Source organism: Priestia sp. YIM B13486 (genome assembly GCF_042787865.1).
In the GTDB taxonomy this organism is placed as follows: Bacteria; Bacillota; Bacilli; order Bacillales; family Bacillaceae_H; genus Priestia; species Priestia megaterium.
In genome coordinates this window covers 92,191-108,875 of record NZ_JBHZOZ010000012.1, presented here as the reverse complement: position 1 = coordinate 108,875, position 16,685 = coordinate 92,191, and the positions used below count along the sequence as shown (strand labels likewise).

The following is a 16,685-nucleotide window of genomic DNA, read 5'->3' as shown; positions in this document are numbered from 1 at the left end:
TTATTTCTTCCATCAGTATAGCATATAAACATTTCATTTACATATTTGCCAAAACATGTTTGCGTATACTTTTTATTTATCTTTTTTCTATTATTTTCTCTTTACAGATTAATTTAAATTTTTGAAAAGTTACCTCCACAATCAATGGTTTTCATGATAGTATAATGATATTCTTTCTGACATCAGTCATTAGCCATTTTGTATGATGAGTGTTCGAACTAATTTGAGGAGGAATTAATGTGATTACGTTAAACAGAGCTTATAATTTTAATGCAGGTCCGTCTGCGCTTCCCCTACCTGTCTTACAACTTGCTCAAGAGGAGCTAGTTAATTTTAAAAATACAGGTATGTCTGTGATGGAATTATCACATCGCAGCAAAGAGTTTGAAGATGTATTAACACATGCTAAAGAAACACTCACGGAATTGCTTAACATTCCAGATACACATGAAATTTTATTCCTGCAGGGCGGAGCAAGCCTGCAATTCTCTATGATTCCAATGAACTTTTTAGCTCCCGATCAAGTCGGTGCATATGTACTAACCGGATCATGGTCGGAAAAAGCATTAAAAGAAGCAAAGAAACTTGGAAAAACAGCAGTTGTTGCTTCTACTAAAGAAGAGAACTACCGCTCTATTCCAGCTTTAGATGACGTAAAGCTTCCAAAAGAAGAGATTGGGTACTTGCATATCACGTCCAACAATACCATTTTTGGTACACAATGGGCTGACTACCCTTCTATCGAAGGAGTAGACTTAATTGCCGACATGTCAAGCGACATTCTTTGCCGTCAAATTGATGTATCTAAGTTCTCACTCATTTATGCTGGTGCTCAGAAAAACCTCGGACCATCTGGTGTCACGGTTGTCATTTTGAAGAAAGAATTGCTTAAACGTATTCCTGAAGGTTTACCAACAATGCTGAATTATGAGACACACGTAAAGAGCAACTCTCTTTACAACACTCCTCCAACGTTTGGCATTTACATGCTTTCACTTGTTTTAGATTGGATTAAAGAACAAGGTGGCGTTAAAGCAATTGAAGCCCAAAATCATAAGAAAGCTAAGTTACTCTATACAAGCATGGAACGTTCAAATGGTTTCTATACCCCTCACGCTACAGAGGAAAGCCGATCAATTATGAACGTAACGTTTACTTTACCAACCGATGATTTAACTGCTGCGTTTTTACAGCAAGCAAAAGAAAAAGGCTTCGTAGGATTAGCTGGACACCGTTCAATCGGCGGATGCCGCGCTTCTATTTACAATGCTGTACCGCTTGAAGCGTGTGAAGCTCTTGCCGTCTTTATGGATGAATTTGCACAGGCAAACGCATAATTGGCAGAATTAACTGATCTTTTTTTCACATAAATATGTTATAATCAGTATGTAAATATATGCAATGGGCATAGACGCACTATTGGTATATTTCGAGCTTAGCTTAGAAGAGGAGAGATGAGAAATGAATACAAAGGTTTTAGTTTCTTTAGCGTTATTAGTCGGAATTGGAGCGGTTCTCCACACGGTGGTACCTCCTATTTTATTTGGAATGAAGCCAGATATGATGTTAACAATGATGTTTTTAGCAATCCTGTTGTTTCCTAGCGTAAAAAATGTTGCATTGGTTAGCTTAACCACAGCGGTTATTTCTGCTTTAACAACAAGCTTTCCTGGCGGACAAATTGCAAACTTGATTGATAAACCAATTACAGCATTTGTTTTCTTTGCATTATTTATGCTTGTGAAAAAAGCAATAGGCATTAAAACACCCGTTGCCGCTGCTTTAACAGCTGTTGGCACACTCGTATCAGGAACCGTATTCTTGTCTGCTGCCGCGCTAATCGTCGGCTTACCGGGCGGAAACAGCGTCATGGCGCTTGTTGCTGCGGTTGTATTACCTGCAACAGTAGTGAACACAATCGTTATGGTCGTTATTTATCCAATTGTTCAATCCGTTCTAAAACGCACAAGCATCAAAGCAAAATTATCGTAACGTCAAGAGCCTGATTTAATTAAGAATCAGGCTCTTTTTTTACACCAAAAGCTCAGGCTCGCCAAAGCATGGCGGGCCTTTAGATAAAACGGTTCATTTATAGTATGTTGCTGATCTTTTAGAAACAATCTACAGTTCGACTCTTAACTTTTTGTTTAAAAAGAAATGGTACAGAATGCTTTTCACTTAAATTTCATTTGCAGCTCATACAATAGGTATGAAGACTTACTATGTAATAAAGGTTTAAGTTCTCCATCCTAGGTTACATAATAAAGTATAAGCGCCAATAAAAAACTCGCAAAAGCCACTGTCGCACATGTAAGAGACTTTTGTTTCAGCACATGTTTAGGTGGATATGATGCCGTTCTAGTCGTAAGGCTAAACCATTTAAAGGCAGCCAGAAAAAAACTCAGGCTAATTATCAAAAGAATGAATAAAGCTACCCCATGTTGATAACCTCCTTCTTTTGTATAAATCTATGCTATTTTTTTATGATTATGTCAGAAGGAAGTGTTAGCAATTACTTTACTACATAGGAGGAAATAAATAATGAGCAGAATGAAAAAACTAGCAGCTGGAGCAGCAATCGGAAGCACCGTAGCCGCTATTACAACGCTTCTTGTTACTCCATATTCAGGACGAGAACTTAAACAGCGTGTCAGCTCTCGAAAAGACCGAGTTAACGCTTCACAACAAGAGCTCTCAACAAAAATAAAAGCTGTTTCTCAACAAGTACAAATGACCGCCAGAGAAGGAAATACTATAGTGAAAAATATCGCAAGTGACCTTTCTACTACCCTTGGTCAGTTTAAAGAAGAAATTGTCCCTCATAAGGAATCCCTTCAGCATCATTTGAAAGAAATCCAAAATTCTTTGTCAAACCTTGAGGAACATGTACAGACAACTAAAAATCCCAATGAAAAAATTGACAAAAAAGAAGGTTGAAACGCCTTCTTTTTTAATTTTTTAAAATTTTGTAAATTTACATCTTTATAATTTTTTATTTTATTGGCATAATAGAAGATAAATAAAAAAAGAGACTAAGTAGGTGGGAGAAGATGAAAAAGACTAGTGATCAAGATTACAGTTTGAAAGAAGCACTTCTATTTAGCCAACGCATTGCCCAATTAAGTAAAGCCCTTTGGAAAACCGTAGAGAAGGATTGGCAGCAATGGATTAAGCCTTATGACCTTAATATTAACGAGCATCATATTTTATGGATTTCATATCATTTAAACGGGGCTTCCATTTCCGAAATTGCCAAGTTTGGAGTTATGCACGTTTCTACTGCATTTAACTTCTCCAAAAAACTAGAAGAACGAGGTTTACTTGAGTTTTCTAAAAAAGAAAGCGACAAGCGAAATACGTACATTCAGCTGACAGATAAAGGCGAGGCCATTTTATTAGATTTAATGGAACATTACGAACCTTCTAATAATTCAGTGTTCAGCGGCGCACTTCCGTTGCGCGACTTGTACGGCAAATTCCCTGAATTTATGGAACTGATGACCGTCATCCGCAAAATTTACGGTGAAGATTTTATGGATATCTTCGAGCGATCTTTCCATCATATCGAAGAAGAATTCACTGAAGAAGATGGCAAGCTCGTCAAGAAAGACAAAGAGAACCACCAGGAGACTATTTCAAACTCTTAATGGTTAGTCCCTTATCCATTGAATAATTTCAAAAAATTCATTCATCACATCTTGATAAGAAGGTTGATAACGAAGCGATTCGACCGTCTCTCTGGGAGTTAATTTATAATTCAGCATGCCAACAAATTGTGTAAGAAGCGGAACAAAGTCTGTTAGACCTTCCGCTTTTTGCTCAATATATTCGTTTTTTGTATCTTCACACAGAATTAAAATTTCCTCTACTTCCTTCTTTGTAAGCTGATTTCTTACCACTAAATCAATAAATGGTTTAGCTTCTTGTTCAGATGTCCCAGATAACAGTTTTATGTAATATTCTAAACGTGATACTCGAGATTCTAAAGTTTCCATCCGCTTCCCCTACTCCTTCAACGTTCATATACCTCTACTCCATATTGTACATGATTCATTCATGTTCTTCCAAATAATTCTTTCTGCGTCATTCACATTTCCTGTTTAAGTAGCACCGTATAAAGATTTTCATATACTGATTATGTACTCACTGCATATATTAATATAAATCCCTCTGTCCTTTTTAACAATCCTTTTGCACAATGGGTAATTGTTACTCATTTCTTATCCATTCACTTTGCTATTTCGTTTAAAACCTATTTCTCAACTTCTTAACTACCCTTTATAAAATAAAAACCGCATTTCTGTGTAAATACCTTTTGAAATTCTTTGCTCAACTGTATATATAACTATCTATTTTACCGCTTTTTTGGTAATGTTAATATAGATATTTGTAAATTCATACAAAGCTGTACTATATAAATGACTATAAGACTTTTTGTCTTCGTCACACTGATTTTGTTAGGGGGATTTTTATGTACATATTCTTTATTGTATTTGCACTATTCATTTTATTCTACATCAATGCACTAACAAATACATTGTGTATTCAAAAAGAAATTCCAGCTGAAAAACAGCCTAAAGTTTTTCGTACGATTAATGTATTAATTACCATTTTATTAGTTTCATCTTATATTGAAGTATCATTTACATAAAAAACGGTGAGATGTCTCACCGCTTTTTTATAGGCTTAGCAAAAACAGCTAGCTCCGATGATAACTAATAAGATGAATAATACGACTAATAGCGCAAATCCACTGCCGTATCCGCATCCGTAAGAACCCATATCTATCGCCCCTTTCCTTTTATATTCATCTGTTTCCTAGTGGTAACATGCACAACCAACAATGACTAATAAGATAAACAGTACAACTAATAGTGCAAAACCGCCTCCATATCCGCCTCCGCTCATTTGAGCACCCCCTTTGTTTACTAATACTGCATCTTATGCATCAGCTCAAAAAACGTCTAGGCTTTTAGCCCAAACTCCATAATTTATTTCTCTTGCTTCTCGTTTGGAAATTACTCTGTGAGTTTGTCCACCATTTTGAAAACGCTTTATAAAAAAGCCATCATAAGCGTATAATCACTTCATGCTTAGTGGAAAATAAATGTAAATTTACGTGGTTTTAACTTCATTTGCTAACATCAGGAAATGTGATATAGTAAATCTTGAGTCAAGCTACATAAGTAAAAATGATGAGTAGGAGTGTTTACGTATGAAAAAAAGCTTAGTTGCACTAACAACGGCAGCCAGCCTCGTTGCTTTATCAGCATGCAGTGGGGGAAATGATGCTTCAAATGCAAACGATTCTTCAAAAGTAATTGTAGAAACAAAAGCAGGCAATATCACTCAAGGTGATTTGTATAAGCAAATGAAAGATACAATCGGACAAGACCAATTTAATACACTCGTACGAAGCGTTACCGAAGAAAAAGTATTGAGTAAAAAATATAAAGTAACGGATAAAGAGCTTGATCAGCAGCTGAACATTCTAAGAGAACAATACGGTGATCAGGTGGATTCAGTTATTAAGCAAAAAGGCGAAAAAGAAGTCAAAGATATGCTAAAAGTGGATATTCTCCGTGAAAAAGCTGCTACGGCAGGCATTAAGGTATCGGACAAAGAGCTGAAAAAAGCTTATGATGAATATAAAGCTCAAAAACCTCAAATTCGCGCAAGTCATATTTTAGTAAAAGACGAAAAGACAGCAAACGAAGTAGAAGCGAAAATCAAAAAAGGCGAGGACTTTGCTAGTCTGGCAAAAGAATATTCAACGGATCAGCAGTCTGCAGCTAACGGCGGCGATTTAGGCTACTTCGGTGAAGGCCAAATGGTTAAAGAATTTGAAGAAGCGGCTTACAAGCTGAAAAAAGGTGAAGTAAGTAAACCAATCAAAACAGAGTACGGCTACCATATCATTAAACTAGTCGATAAAAAGAAAGTAGAATCGTTTGAGAAAAAGAAACCCGAACTTGAGCAGCAAATCAAACGTTCAAAAGTAGATCAAGCAGAAGCGAACAAGAAGATTCAAAAAGAGCTTGATAAAGCAAAAGTGAAACCAAAAGATAAGGATGTAAAACCAATTTTCGAAGAAGGTGCGACAGATAGTCAATCTGGCGTAGAAACTCCTCAGCAGTAATGCTAAGAGCCTGTCACTCATGTGACAGGCTCTTTTATATAATCAGATGGAATCGCTGTTGCGTCTTTCTTTTTCCACTTGCATTCTTTCGATGAAGACTTGTCCTTCTTTTTCAATAAACGAATCATCCACTTGCTTATCATGTTGTGCAGCACGAATCGCCATAAATCCACTAAAGAAAATGCCTGCTACAACTAAATAAATCCAAATTGGTAGTGTCACCATATATTGATCCCCCATCACAGTTATTTACAACCACTATATGCGAAGGAAGAAAGACTTATACCTTTTTAATCAATCGTTGGTTTATAAAATGAGCGATTATCAAGTGCAAAAATACGCTCTGTAAACTCACCGGGCTTCACTTTTGTTAATGCTCGGTCCAGCATATTCATTTTAGCGTCTACATTGTCAATCAAATGAAGCATCTCAGCCTCTTTAATTAACGGCTTTTTCGGACTTCCCCACTCTTCCTTACCGTGATGCGATAATACAAGATGCTGAAGAAGCATAACCTCTTCTCCTTCAATCGCTAATTCTTCTGCGGCTTTTCCAATTTCATTCACCATAATCGAAATATGGCCAAGCAGGTTCCCTTCGACTGTGTATATCGTCGAAACAGGACCTGAAAGTTCAAATACTTTGCCAAGGTCATGAAGAATAACTCCAGCGTACAGCAAGTCGCGGTTTAAGCTTGGATAAAGGGTTGAAAATGACTCAGCCAGCTTCAGCATAGACACCACATGATAGGCAAGTCCCGATACAAACTCATGGTGATTTTTAGTTGCTGCCGGATATTCTAGAAATTCCGTTTGATATTTTTTAAACAAATGGCGAGTAATGCGCTGGACATTCGAATTTTTCATTTCAAATATACTCTTTGTAATATGTTCGACCATTTCTTCTTGAGATAAAGGCGCCACTTCTAAAAAGTCAGATGTGCGCACTCCGTCTTGGGGCTGTGCAGGACGAATGTTGCGTATTTTCAGCTGGTTGCGTCCGCGGTAATTCATTACTTCTCCAGCAGCTCGCACAATCTTTTGAGCAGCATAATTTTCCTCGTCATCTGGGGAAGCATCCCACAGCTTGGCTTCAATATCACCTGTTTTATCTTGCAGGATTACCGTTAAAAATGGCTTTCCATTGCTTGCAATTCCTCTCGTTGAGGATTTAATTAAAAAATAAAGATCAACTTGCTCTCCTACTTCGTATTGAGCAATTCCTTTTGTCATGATCTTTTCCTCCTTACCACTTCATTCTATGTATTTGATAACGAAGCTCTTATCGCTTCGTCCGCTTATTTACAGCTCTTTACATTTCATTTTACCATCGCTTGCCACCGAATGCACGGGTAGACGCTTTTTCATAAAAGATGAGATTGCGACATAACAAAATCAATGCAATCTAAAGAAGAACAAATTGGATAAAAGAGCTGAACTGCTTGAGACACCGCTGTTGATTTCCGTGCAAGACTTCGCTTTCCGCGAGCGGGCGCTGAGCCTCATCGTCCCTTCCGCTCCTGCGGGGTCTCATCTATTCCGCTTTTCCCGCAGGGGTCTTCGTCTTGCTCTCCAATACACAGCTAGAAGCAGCCACATATATGAAAACTATGGTCACTATAGCAATAAAAAAATCCGAACGAGTTGGATTCTCCCTCAAGAATCTAGGTTGTTCGTTCGGATCTTCCTTCAACTAAACTACTTTTATCTCAGCCTCTCACTTCTTTATGTTTCTTTTTTCGTTAGCTGCAGCGCCTTTTTAATATCTTTAAAAGAGGTAGATTGCCCATACATAAGGACTCCTCCTTTATACACACGGGCACCAAATATAGCTAAAGCCGTAATCGTCACAACTAAAATCCCTATCGATACACTCACTTCCCACACAGGAACATTTAACATACCTACACGCAAAAACATAATCATCGGAGCAAAAAATGGGATAAAAGATGTGACCGTAATGATTGTGGTTTCAGGATCACCAAGTCCAAACATAGCAATTAAAAAAGCAGCCACAATCACAAGGGTCATAGGCGTAATCATTTGCTGTACATCTTCAATACGGCTCACAAGAGAACCTAAAAAAGCCGCGAGCGTAGCAAAAAGGAAGTACCCCAATATGAAGAAGACAAATGCATACACGAATGTAGTCAGCGGAACATCATTAAATCCGAGATAAGAAAAGATACCGTTATGATTTGTTTCCACACTGGCTTTTAACGATGTGTAGCCCACGCTCAGTATCACTGCAAGCTGTGTTAAGCTGAGCAGTGCAATTCCAATGATTTTAGCAAACATTTGTGTAATAGGTGATACGCTCGATACAAGGATCTCCATAACGCGGGATGATTTTTCAGTAGCTACTTCCATCGCAATCATGCTCCCATACATGATAACGGCAAAATAAATAACAAACAGCAGTACATATACAAGACCTCTTGCTTGATTTAGCTCTTGTTCTGTTTTGGCATTTTCAACTAACGCTTTCTTTTTAAATGAAACAGGGCTGTAAAGCTGATCAATTTGCTTTTCTTCTAAACCGATTTTTACTGTAGCCATAGCCACTTTTGTTTGCTGTACCGCCTGTTCTAAGGTAGAAGAAAGATTTGATTCGGCCAAAGAATTAGCTTTGTACACAGCTTGAGGCAGCTGCTTATCGTTTAAAGATAAGAGTAAATAGCTATCGAGCTCCCCGTTTTTTACCGCTTGTTTTGCCTTAGACTCAGACGTAAATTCTTTTAAACGAATGTCTTTATCCATGACATTTACATTTTGTTTGAACAATGTATATACGCTTTCCACTTCATAGATGACACCCACATTTGTTCCATTATCGTCTGAATTAAAAACGTCGATAATTTTCTCCATATTTGTAAGAGCAACTAGAATAAGAGCAGTAATAATCGTTGTAATAATAAAAGATTTTGTTTTTAATTTATTAAGATATGTATGAAAGACAATGACCCAAAATTTATTCATAGGAAGCACCTACCTTTTCAATGAAAATATCATTTAATGAAGGCTCTTCCACTGCGAATTTAGATACAAATGAAAAGTATTTAAGTTCTTGAAAAATGAGTTGTGATACGGATTCATGTTGAATTTGAACAATCATACCCTCAACCGTTTTTTTTACCTTTACAACGCCTTCAAGCTCTGTAATTCTCTCAAACGGACCTTTTCCGTGTACAATGACGTTTTTCTTTCCAAATGAACGTTTGATCTCGGGCAGCCTTCCATACACTACAGGCGTGCCATGATGCATAATACATAAATATTCACAAAGTTCTTCCACATGTTCCATTCGATGACTTGAAAAAACAATCGTCGTTCCGCGTTTTTTCAAATCAAGCACCGCTTCTTTTAATACCTCTACGTTTACAGGATCTAAGCCGCTAAAAGGTTCGTCTAAAATAAGCAGCTCGGGTCGATGAATAACAGAGGCAATAAATTGAATTTTTTGCTGATTTCCTTTGGATAGCTCTTCTACTTTTTTGGAAGCATATTGAGGAATATTGAATCGAGATAACCAGTGCTCCATTTCTTGCAGCACGTTCGCTTTTTTCATTCCGCGTAACCGTCCAAGGTATACAAGCTGATCTTTGACTTTTAATTTCGGATACAGTCCCCTTTCTTCTGGAAGGTAGCCAACTAGATGACTTCTACTGTAAGTTAAAGATTTATCATTCCATTGGATGTGACCTGAGGTTGGTTCAATGAGCCCTAAAATCATTCGAAACGTCGTCGTTTTGCCAGCACCGTTTGCACCTAAAAAACCGAACACTTCGCCTTTTGGAATTTGCAGGGATAGCTCGTTTACAGCTGTAAATTCACCGTACCTTTTTGAAACTTCACGGATAGAAAGAGACATTTAATTCCTCCTTTGTAAATAAACCTATGTTTATTGTATGGAAAAAAATGATATCTGTAAACCTTAGCAGGATTTAAGGGAATAGGACGAGAAATATGTTGAATACGCTTACAATTATACTATAAGAGGAGAGTAGATTTTATGAGTACTTACACATTAACCGCTTTTGAAAAGACTGGAGAAAAATTAATAGATGAAAGTTTTGAAGCAGCTTCTGAGACAGAAGCAAAGACTATCGGCACCAAGAAGTTAGAAGAGCTTTCCTATTTAGAAAAAACGCATCGATGCGTTAGCTCTAGCGGAAAACTTGTATTGTTTCATCGTTAATACAAAACGCCGGAAAGTTTTAGCTTTCCGGCGTTTTATATTACTTTACAGCTTCTTTTAGTTCTTTACCAGCTTTAAATGCCGGTACTTTTGATGCTGGAATTTGCATTTCTTCACCCGTTTGAGGGTTACGGCCTGTACGAGCAGCACGCTCGCGTACTTCAAATGTACCGAAGCCGATTAACTGAATTTTTTCACCTTCACCTAGCGTTGATGAAATTGTTTCTAGTAATGCATCAACTGCTTTAGATGCATCTGCTTTTGTTAACTCTGATTTTGTTGCCACTGCGTTTACTAAATCTGTTTTGTTCATTTCCAATCACCTCATTAGTTTCTACATTATCTTGTGTTACCACTGTTTTGCAACTTTTAAACATCCTCTATCAATATGATAGACAAAAATATTGGCTTTTAAACTAGTTCACTTAATTTTCGGAAATATCTTTTTCACTTTGATTAAAAACAGGCGCTCGCTTTTCCAGAAACGCACGTACACCTTCCTTATGATCCGAACCTTGGCTCATAGCAAACTGACTTCTTTTCTCAAGCGCAAGCACTTGCTTTAATTGTGAAACAGATGTCTCTACATAAATTCGCTTTGTTTCCTTCAAAGCACGTGAAGGTTTTTTTAGCCAATATGAGAGATAATCTTCTACATGCTTCGCCAAATCTCCTTCTTTTATTTCATCAATTATGCCAAATTGATGAGCTTCCTCTGCTTTTAATGTCTTTCCTTCCCAAATTAGCTGTTTTGCACGATGAGCACCGATGCGCTTTTCTAGTAAAAAGTGACCGCCTCCGTCTGGAATTAGAGCAATACCGATAAAGTTCATCGCAATTTTTGTGTGTCTTTCCGCAATAATATAATCAGAAGCAAGCGCGATGCTCAGCCCTAGCCCTGCTGCCGCACCGTGCAGTACACTTATCGTCATTTGAGGGAGGCTGTATAAAGTCAGCACGGCTTCATTAATCAAATCCATTACCTGCTCAAAACGTTCTGATTGTGAAGGTGACATCATCATATTAATATCTCCGCCTGCTGAAAATACTTTTCCGTTTCCTTTTACTATTAAAAAGTCCGCTTCACTTTCTTCGACAACTTTTAAACATTGAATAAACTGCTCTAGCACTTCTTCGTTTAATGCATTTAACGCATCCGGCCTGTTAAACGAAATTGTGGCGAGACGCTCTTGCAAAACTAGTTCTACTACTTTTAATTCGACGGTCATCTTACTCACCCTTTCTGATAATGATTGAGGACTTGTTCACGAAGCGTACGTTTTAAGAACTTTCCTACCGTTGTCTTCGGGACCTCATCCATAAATAAAATGTCATCTGGAAGCCACCATTTTGCGAACTGCGGCGCTAAAAATTCGAGCAGCTCTTCTGACGAAACGATGCCTTTGTATGCATCTTTTAACACGACACAAGCCACTGGACGCTCTTGCCACACCTTATGAGGGACTGCTATTACACAGGCTTCGAAAACAGCTTCATGGGCAATAAGCGCGTTTTCTAGATCAACCGATGAAATCCATTCTCCTCCGCTTTTAATTAAATCTTTTGTTCGGTCTACGATTTTGATCGTTCCCTCTTCGTCAACCGTCACAATATCTCCGGTGTACAGCCAGCCGTCTTTAAACGTATCTTCTGTTCTTTTATCCTTGTAATATTCAGAAGCTACCCATGGGCCCTTTAGTAATAGCTCACCCATTTCCACTCCATCCCAAGCAATTTCTCCATTTTGACCTATTACTTTCATTTCAACGCCAGGAACTAAGAAACCTTGCTTCGCTTTTACGTTGAGCTGATACTCAAAGTCTTCGCTGTACTGATAGCTTTTTAAGCGGGAGACGGTCACCACAGGGCTTGTTTCCGTCATTCCGTATGCATGCATAAATTCAATTTGATATTTTTCCTGAAATTCTCGAATAACGCTTTTTGGGGCCGCTGATCCGCCGCATAAAATAGCTCGCAAACTATCGACTGCGTAAGGCCTGTTTTCTATCTCTTGTAAAAAGTTTAACCAAACGGTAGGAACAGCTGCAGCCAGAGTTACTTTCTCTTCTTCAATCAGAGAAGCAATCGTCTCTGAAGTACAAAAAGCACCCGGCAGCACGAGCTTTGTTCCAAACCAAACGGCAGCAAAAGGAATTCCCCATGCGTTCACGTGAAACATTGGAACGATAGGCATAGCGGTATCAGCTTCTGATAATCCAGCACTATCAGCAAGCCCTAGCGCCATACAGTGCAGATAAATAGCGCGATGAGAATATACAACGCCCTTTGGCTCTCCTGTAGTAGCAGAGGTATAACAAAGACCTGCTGGTTCTTCTTCGTTTAAATCTTGAACAAAAGAATGCGATGCATCCCCTTGCTTAATCCAATTTTCGTAATGATAAACTGGCAAGTCTGTTTCTGGCAGCTTATTTTCATCTGACATAATGATATAGGCTTCAACATGTGGAAGCTTTTGATGAATGCTTTCAAATAAAGGTAAAAAACATTCATCAAATAAAATGACTTTATCGCGTGCATGGTTAATGATGTATACAATTTTCTCAGGATCTAACCGGATATTGATGGTGTGAAGAACAGCGCCTATTCCGGGCACGGCAAAATAAGCTTCTAGATGTCTATGATGATTCCATGCAAACGTCCCGACTCTTTCTCCTCGCTTCACTCCAATTCGTTCTAGCATACTAGAGAGCTGCCGAGTCCGTTTTATTAACTGATTATAAGTTAAACGCTGAATTCCTTTTGAAGATTTAGAAATCACTTCTTTTTTACTAAACAGCTTTTCAGCTCTTTCCATCATAGATGGTACGGTTAACTGTACATTCATCATTAAGCGGCACCTCGCATCGCCATAATAAGAAAACGCTTACAGATTTTTATATATTCAACAGATTCCGACATTTCCCTGCCGAAAATAAAAAAAGATCACTAAAAAGTGATCTTTTTATTTCCTAAACAATTCATCTAAAATCTTGAGTTTCTCTTGTGTGTAGTGCTCGAATCCATCGTTGTACGATTTTGGGTCTTTTGGATTCGCAAACCTTGTGATAATGCCTGTTTCTGGATGCACGAACTTACTAGATGCCCCGCATCCAAGACCAATAATCGTCTGCTTTTCTTCCATGATCATAATATTGTACAGGCTCTCTTGACCGGGGAATGAATATCCAACGTTCTCTAAATTACCTAAAATATTTTTTTGGCGATATAAATAATAAGGTTCATACCCTTGTTCTTGAGTCCACTCAGTCGCTAAATCCATCATTTTACCAATTTCATAGCGATCTGCCACTTTGTATTTCCGTTTATTTTGAGTCATTTCAGACGCGCGTTTAAATGATAGCGTATGAACCGTTAAAGATTCAGGAAGCAATTTTTTAGATTCGTCTAGCGTATGCTGAAATTCTTCTACACCTTCATTTGGAAGCCCAATAATTAAGTCCATGTTAATGTTATTCATCCCCATTTTTCGAGAAAGATGAAATTTATCAATAGTTTCTTCAACTGTATGATGACGTCCAATAGCTTTTAAGGTTTCTTGAATATAAGACTGCGGATTTACACTAATCCGGTCAATATTCCATTTGTTCAAAACAGCTAGCTTTTCTTCCGTAATCGTATCGGGTCTTCCTGCTTCTACCGTAATTTCACGGATATTTTGTACATCCGGGAACGATTCATACATCTCTTCATACAGCATGTCCATTTCTTCAGCGGTAATGCTCGTTGGTGTACCTCCACCATAATAGACGGTTGTAATCTTGACGTTATTGTCTTTTAGCCATTTTCCTACTTCACGCATCTCATAATGCAAGCCGCCTAAAAATGACGTAACGGATCCTTGACGTCCGTTAATTGCATAGGCTGGGAATGTACAGTATGCACACTTTGTCGGACAAAACGGAATGCCTATATAAATGCTTACCTCGTTCTTTAACTCATGTAAATCTGGAATAGCTGCTAGTTGACGATCCACAATATGCTGCATTAAATTAATTTTGTCATCGGTAATTAAATATTCTTCCTTTAGCTCACGATGGGCTTGTTCTTTACTTTTGCCTGACTGCAGTTTCATATGAAGCAGTTTCGTCGGACGAATACCGGTCAAAATACCCCATTTTTGAACAATGCTTGTATACTCCTGTAGCACAGATAAGTAGACGCGAAGCACCACATTTTTTATTTGCTTAAATTTTTCTTTTTCTGTTTCATACGGCGTAAACGATTTAGCAAGCTCTTCGGTAAACACCTTGTCCGTTTCAGCATCATGCAGCACTGCTTTCGCATAAATTTCTTCATGAACTTTTAGCTCTACTTCGACTTTCAGCTGAGCTTCGTTATCATCCTCAAAGGAGACATTGCTTTCTTCAAAAAACAAATCTGAAATTCGGTGAAGCGGACGTAAAAAACGCTCATCTTCTATACCTTTTATATAAATGTTCAATATAATCACCTTTCAAATCAATTCTATCTAAGTAATCAGTTTACAAAACCTACGTATGTCCGGTCAAGGTGCTCAGCTCAAGGGAATGCGCGGACAGGAAACAAACGGAAAAAGAGATTGAGCCATAGCTACATTAATTCAATCTAAAGACGAACAAATGAGATACATGAGCTGAACCGCTTGTTACACTTTGTTGATTTCGGTGCAAGGCTTTGCTTTCCGCGGGCGATGAGCCTTCTCGTCGCTTGCGCTTTTTGCTCAGAAGCCTTCGCCTTGCCCTCCAATCAACAGCTAGAAGCACGTACATATATGAAACCTACGTTCACTCTTCCAATAAAAAAATCCGAACGAATTGGATTCTCTATCAAGAATCTCGATTCATCGTTCGGATCTTCCTTCGGCTAAACTGCTTTTGTACTAGCCTCTTTTTTCCTTTATTTATTTTAAACGAAAGCTGTCAATTTGATGAAGATAACCAAGGCGCTGCTGCTTTCTAAATAGTTCTTTTACCATATAGGCTACACCATTTTCATTATTAGAACGAGTAACCCAATCCGCAAGCATTTTTAATTCTGTTGGTGAATTGCCCATGGCCACACCCATTCCCGCATGTTCAATCGTTTCTAAATCATCATAACAATTTCCAATTGCTACTACGTCTTCCATTGGTATCCCTAGACGATTTGCTACATAACGAACGCCGGCAGCTTTTGTGGCTCCTTTTGGCGTAATATAACATCTATTTTCATTTGGATACGAAAACCATTCAATATCTGGAACTGCACTAGCGATTGTTTGCTCGGCATATTCTTTTTCTCTACGATCTGCAAAATACACTTCTATTTTTGGCGTAGAAACAGGTTCATCACGAAGTGTATCTCCTAATGAATCTACGAACTGCACGGGATAAAAGAGCGGTTCTCCCGTTTTCAACACGCTTTTAGCTACGATATTATTAGGAAGCTTTACACGATTTCCAATTGAAAACCTTTCATGTAAAATGCGGACATGACAATTAAAATTTTCAAAAAGCTGAATGAGATTAAATGTTTTTTCCTCGCTAATTCTCTTATCTAGTATCGGTTTGTCTATCGATGTTCCGATAAAGGCACCGCTATGAGTAATGAGCATTGCTGGATGAACTTTAAGTGACCGAGCAATTTTTTTAGCAGACGGAAAATGCCTGTTTGTTACTAATGTAACGTAAACCCCTTTATTTTTAACGAATTGAATTGCGTCTTTCGTTTCTTTTGTAACGCGCCCTTGGCTATTTAAAATGGTTCCATCAATATTCAACGCTAGCAATCGATAAGCCATATGAGAACCCCTTCTTTCATAGATGTCTAATCCGTTAGGATACGGTTATAAATGACCTTTTCATGATAGTCGGCATGTGTAGCCTTGTTACTAAGCTTATGAGCAGAACTGCACAATTAGAAGGGATTTCTGCATAAAAAAAAGAGGAAAAGATTTCTCTTTTCCTCTTTCCTCTATCTCTTATTCAGCCGCACCGTAAAGTTCTTCAAGTGGCTTCATGATAATTTTGTTTAATTCACCAATTACCATGCTCATACGTTGCTCAGCTTCCATTAGCTTCGCGATATTTTGATCTTGCTGAACGATTGCAACTGTTTGTTGAGCTTGCTGAACTTCTTCTTCAGTGATTTCTTGGCCCATCATTTGCTTTTGTTGCAGCTCCATTTGCATTGTACGGAAACGCTCAAATAATTGTTTTGAACCTTGATCAGCGTTTACTGCTGCATATAAGTTTTTTAAGTTTGTGTAATCGTCGCTTTGACGAATTGCTTTTTCTAAATCATTTGCTACATCATGTAAGTTTACAGACACGTTAAGTTCCTCCTAATTAAGTTCTATAATTTCTTGACT

General features: G+C 38.0%; 21 protein-coding genes. 7 read left to right on the top strand and 14 right to left on the bottom strand.

Annotation, left to right across the window (positions count from 1 at the left end):
- Positions 1 to 239: 239 nt before the first annotated feature.
- Positions 240 to 1,337 (top strand): 3-phosphoserine/phosphohydroxythreonine transaminase, encoded by a 1,098-nt coding sequence (gene serC / locus ACFX4G_RS23440; protein ID WP_377577310.1) that lies wholly within the window; start codon positions 240 to 242, stop codon positions 1,335 to 1,337.
- A gap of 124 nt (positions 1,338 to 1,461) precedes the next feature.
- Positions 1,462 to 1,992 carry a tryptophan transporter gene (locus tag ACFX4G_RS23435; protein WP_043981711.1) on the top strand — a complete coding sequence of 177 codons (531 nt, stop codon included), beginning with the start codon at positions 1,462 to 1,464 and terminating at the stop codon, positions 1,990 to 1,992.
- 257 nt (positions 1,993 to 2,249) lie between these two features.
- Here the strand turns inward: ACFX4G_RS23435 and yhzF are convergent, their stop codons facing one another.
- On the bottom strand, positions 2,250 to 2,423 hold the full coding sequence (yhzF, locus tag ACFX4G_RS28190) for a membrane protein YhzF (RefSeq protein ID WP_472797451.1): 174 nt from the start codon (positions 2,421 to 2,423) through the stop codon (positions 2,250 to 2,252).
- 118 nt (positions 2,424 to 2,541) lie between these two features.
- On the opposite strand from yhzF, the gene ACFX4G_RS23430 reads away from it, so the two are divergent.
- Positions 2,542 to 2,937 (top strand): YtxH domain-containing protein, encoded by a 396-nt coding sequence (locus ACFX4G_RS23430; RefSeq protein ID WP_013055314.1) that lies wholly within the window; start codon positions 2,542 to 2,544, stop codon positions 2,935 to 2,937.
- Positions 2,938 to 3,050: 113 nt separating this feature from the next.
- Positions 3,051 to 3,647: an HTH-type transcriptional regulator Hpr gene (locus ACFX4G_RS23425; protein ID WP_014461677.1), complete on the top strand. Its 597-nt coding sequence runs from the start codon at positions 3,051 to 3,053 to the stop codon at positions 3,645 to 3,647.
- Positions 3,648 to 3,650: 3 nt separating this feature from the next.
- Here ACFX4G_RS23425 and ACFX4G_RS23420 read toward each other — a convergent pair whose 3' ends face one another.
- A complete protein-coding gene (locus ACFX4G_RS23420; RefSeq protein WP_013081673.1) occupies positions 3,651 to 3,995 on the bottom strand; it encodes a DUF1878 family protein in 345 nt (114 codons plus the stop codon).
- A gap of 476 nt (positions 3,996 to 4,471) precedes the next feature.
- Here ACFX4G_RS23420 and ACFX4G_RS23415 point away from each other — a divergent pair, with 476 nt between their 5' ends.
- Entirely contained in the window at positions 4,472 to 4,651 is a 180-nt protein-coding gene (locus tag ACFX4G_RS23415) for a hypothetical protein (protein WP_013055312.1), read from the top strand.
- Positions 4,652 to 4,686: 35 nt separating this feature from the next.
- On the opposite strand, the gene ACFX4G_RS23410 is transcribed toward ACFX4G_RS23415, so the two are convergent.
- Together ACFX4G_RS23410 and ACFX4G_RS23405 are read right to left on the bottom strand one after the other, a co-directional pair.
- Positions 4,687 to 4,782, bottom strand: a complete 96-nt coding sequence (locus tag ACFX4G_RS23410) for a YjcZ family sporulation protein (protein WP_016762974.1) — start codon at positions 4,780 to 4,782, stop codon at positions 4,687 to 4,689.
- Positions 4,783 to 4,818: 36 nt separating this feature from the next.
- The gene (locus ACFX4G_RS23405; protein WP_016762973.1) at positions 4,819 to 4,908 is read right to left on the bottom strand and encodes a YjcZ family sporulation protein; all 90 of its coding nucleotides are present in this window, start codon (positions 4,906 to 4,908) and stop codon (positions 4,819 to 4,821) included.
- A 307-nt stretch (positions 4,909 to 5,215) separates the two neighbouring features.
- Here ACFX4G_RS23405 and ACFX4G_RS23400 point away from each other — a divergent pair, with 307 nt between their 5' ends.
- Positions 5,216 to 6,139, top strand: coding sequence for a peptidylprolyl isomerase (locus ACFX4G_RS23400; protein WP_016762972.1), 924 nt, complete (start codon positions 5,216 to 5,218; stop codon positions 6,137 to 6,139).
- A gap of 42 nt (positions 6,140 to 6,181) precedes the next feature.
- Here the strand turns inward: ACFX4G_RS23400 and ACFX4G_RS23395 are convergent, their stop codons facing one another.
- From ACFX4G_RS23395 to ACFX4G_RS23380, 4 genes are all read right to left on the bottom strand, one after another.
- Positions 6,182 to 6,364 (bottom strand): sporulation YhaL family protein, encoded by a 183-nt coding sequence (locus ACFX4G_RS23395; RefSeq protein WP_013055310.1) that lies wholly within the window; start codon positions 6,362 to 6,364, stop codon positions 6,182 to 6,184.
- Positions 6,365 to 6,429: 65 nt separating this feature from the next.
- Entirely contained in the window at positions 6,430 to 7,371 is a 942-nt protein-coding gene (gene yhaM, locus ACFX4G_RS23390; protein WP_013055309.1) for a 3'-5' exoribonuclease YhaM, read from the bottom strand.
- Positions 7,372 to 7,863: 492 nt separating this feature from the next.
- Positions 7,864 to 9,117: an ABC transporter permease gene (locus ACFX4G_RS23385; protein ID WP_377577306.1), complete on the bottom strand. Its 1,254-nt coding sequence runs from the start codon at positions 9,115 to 9,117 to the stop codon at positions 7,864 to 7,866.
- Positions 9,110 to 10,009 carry an ABC transporter ATP-binding protein gene (locus ACFX4G_RS23380; RefSeq protein WP_013081670.1) on the bottom strand — a complete coding sequence of 300 codons (900 nt, stop codon included), beginning with the start codon at positions 10,007 to 10,009 and terminating at the stop codon, positions 9,110 to 9,112. Before ACFX4G_RS23380 ends, ACFX4G_RS23385 begins: the two co-directional genes overlap by 8 nt.
- Positions 10,010 to 10,150: 141 nt before the next feature.
- Between ACFX4G_RS23380 and ACFX4G_RS23375 the strand changes: the two genes are divergently transcribed.
- Entirely contained in the window at positions 10,151 to 10,336 is a 186-nt protein-coding gene (locus ACFX4G_RS23375) for a YhzD family protein (protein WP_013055306.1), read from the top strand.
- A gap of 40 nt (positions 10,337 to 10,376) precedes the next feature.
- Here the strand turns inward: ACFX4G_RS23375 and ACFX4G_RS23370 are convergent, their stop codons facing one another.
- The 6 genes from ACFX4G_RS23370 to ACFX4G_RS23345 form a co-directional block, all read right to left on the bottom strand.
- Positions 10,377 to 10,649, bottom strand: coding sequence for an HU family DNA-binding protein (locus ACFX4G_RS23370; RefSeq protein ID WP_013055305.1), 273 nt, complete (start codon positions 10,647 to 10,649; stop codon positions 10,377 to 10,379).
- A gap of 112 nt (positions 10,650 to 10,761) precedes the next feature.
- The gene (locus tag ACFX4G_RS23365; protein WP_230184792.1) at positions 10,762 to 11,565 is read right to left on the bottom strand and encodes an enoyl-CoA hydratase; all 804 of its coding nucleotides are present in this window, start codon (positions 11,563 to 11,565) and stop codon (positions 10,762 to 10,764) included.
- 5 nt (positions 11,566 to 11,570) lie between these two features.
- Positions 11,571 to 13,184 (bottom strand): long-chain fatty acid--CoA ligase, encoded by a 1,614-nt coding sequence (locus tag ACFX4G_RS23360; protein WP_377577302.1) that lies wholly within the window; start codon positions 13,182 to 13,184, stop codon positions 11,571 to 11,573.
- A gap of 114 nt (positions 13,185 to 13,298) precedes the next feature.
- Positions 13,299 to 14,801 (bottom strand): coproporphyrinogen III oxidase, encoded by a 1,503-nt coding sequence (locus ACFX4G_RS23355; protein ID WP_170943847.1) that lies wholly within the window; start codon positions 14,799 to 14,801, stop codon positions 13,299 to 13,301.
- A 435-nt stretch (positions 14,802 to 15,236) separates the two neighbouring features.
- On the bottom strand, positions 15,237 to 16,115 hold the full coding sequence (locus ACFX4G_RS23350; protein WP_013055300.1) for a Cof-type HAD-IIB family hydrolase: 879 nt from the start codon (positions 16,113 to 16,115) through the stop codon (positions 15,237 to 15,239).
- A gap of 180 nt (positions 16,116 to 16,295) precedes the next feature.
- Entirely contained in the window at positions 16,296 to 16,646 is a 351-nt protein-coding gene (locus ACFX4G_RS23345; protein WP_013055299.1) for a YlbF/YmcA family competence regulator, read from the bottom strand.
- Between the last annotated feature and the right edge of the window lie 39 nt (positions 16,647 to 16,685).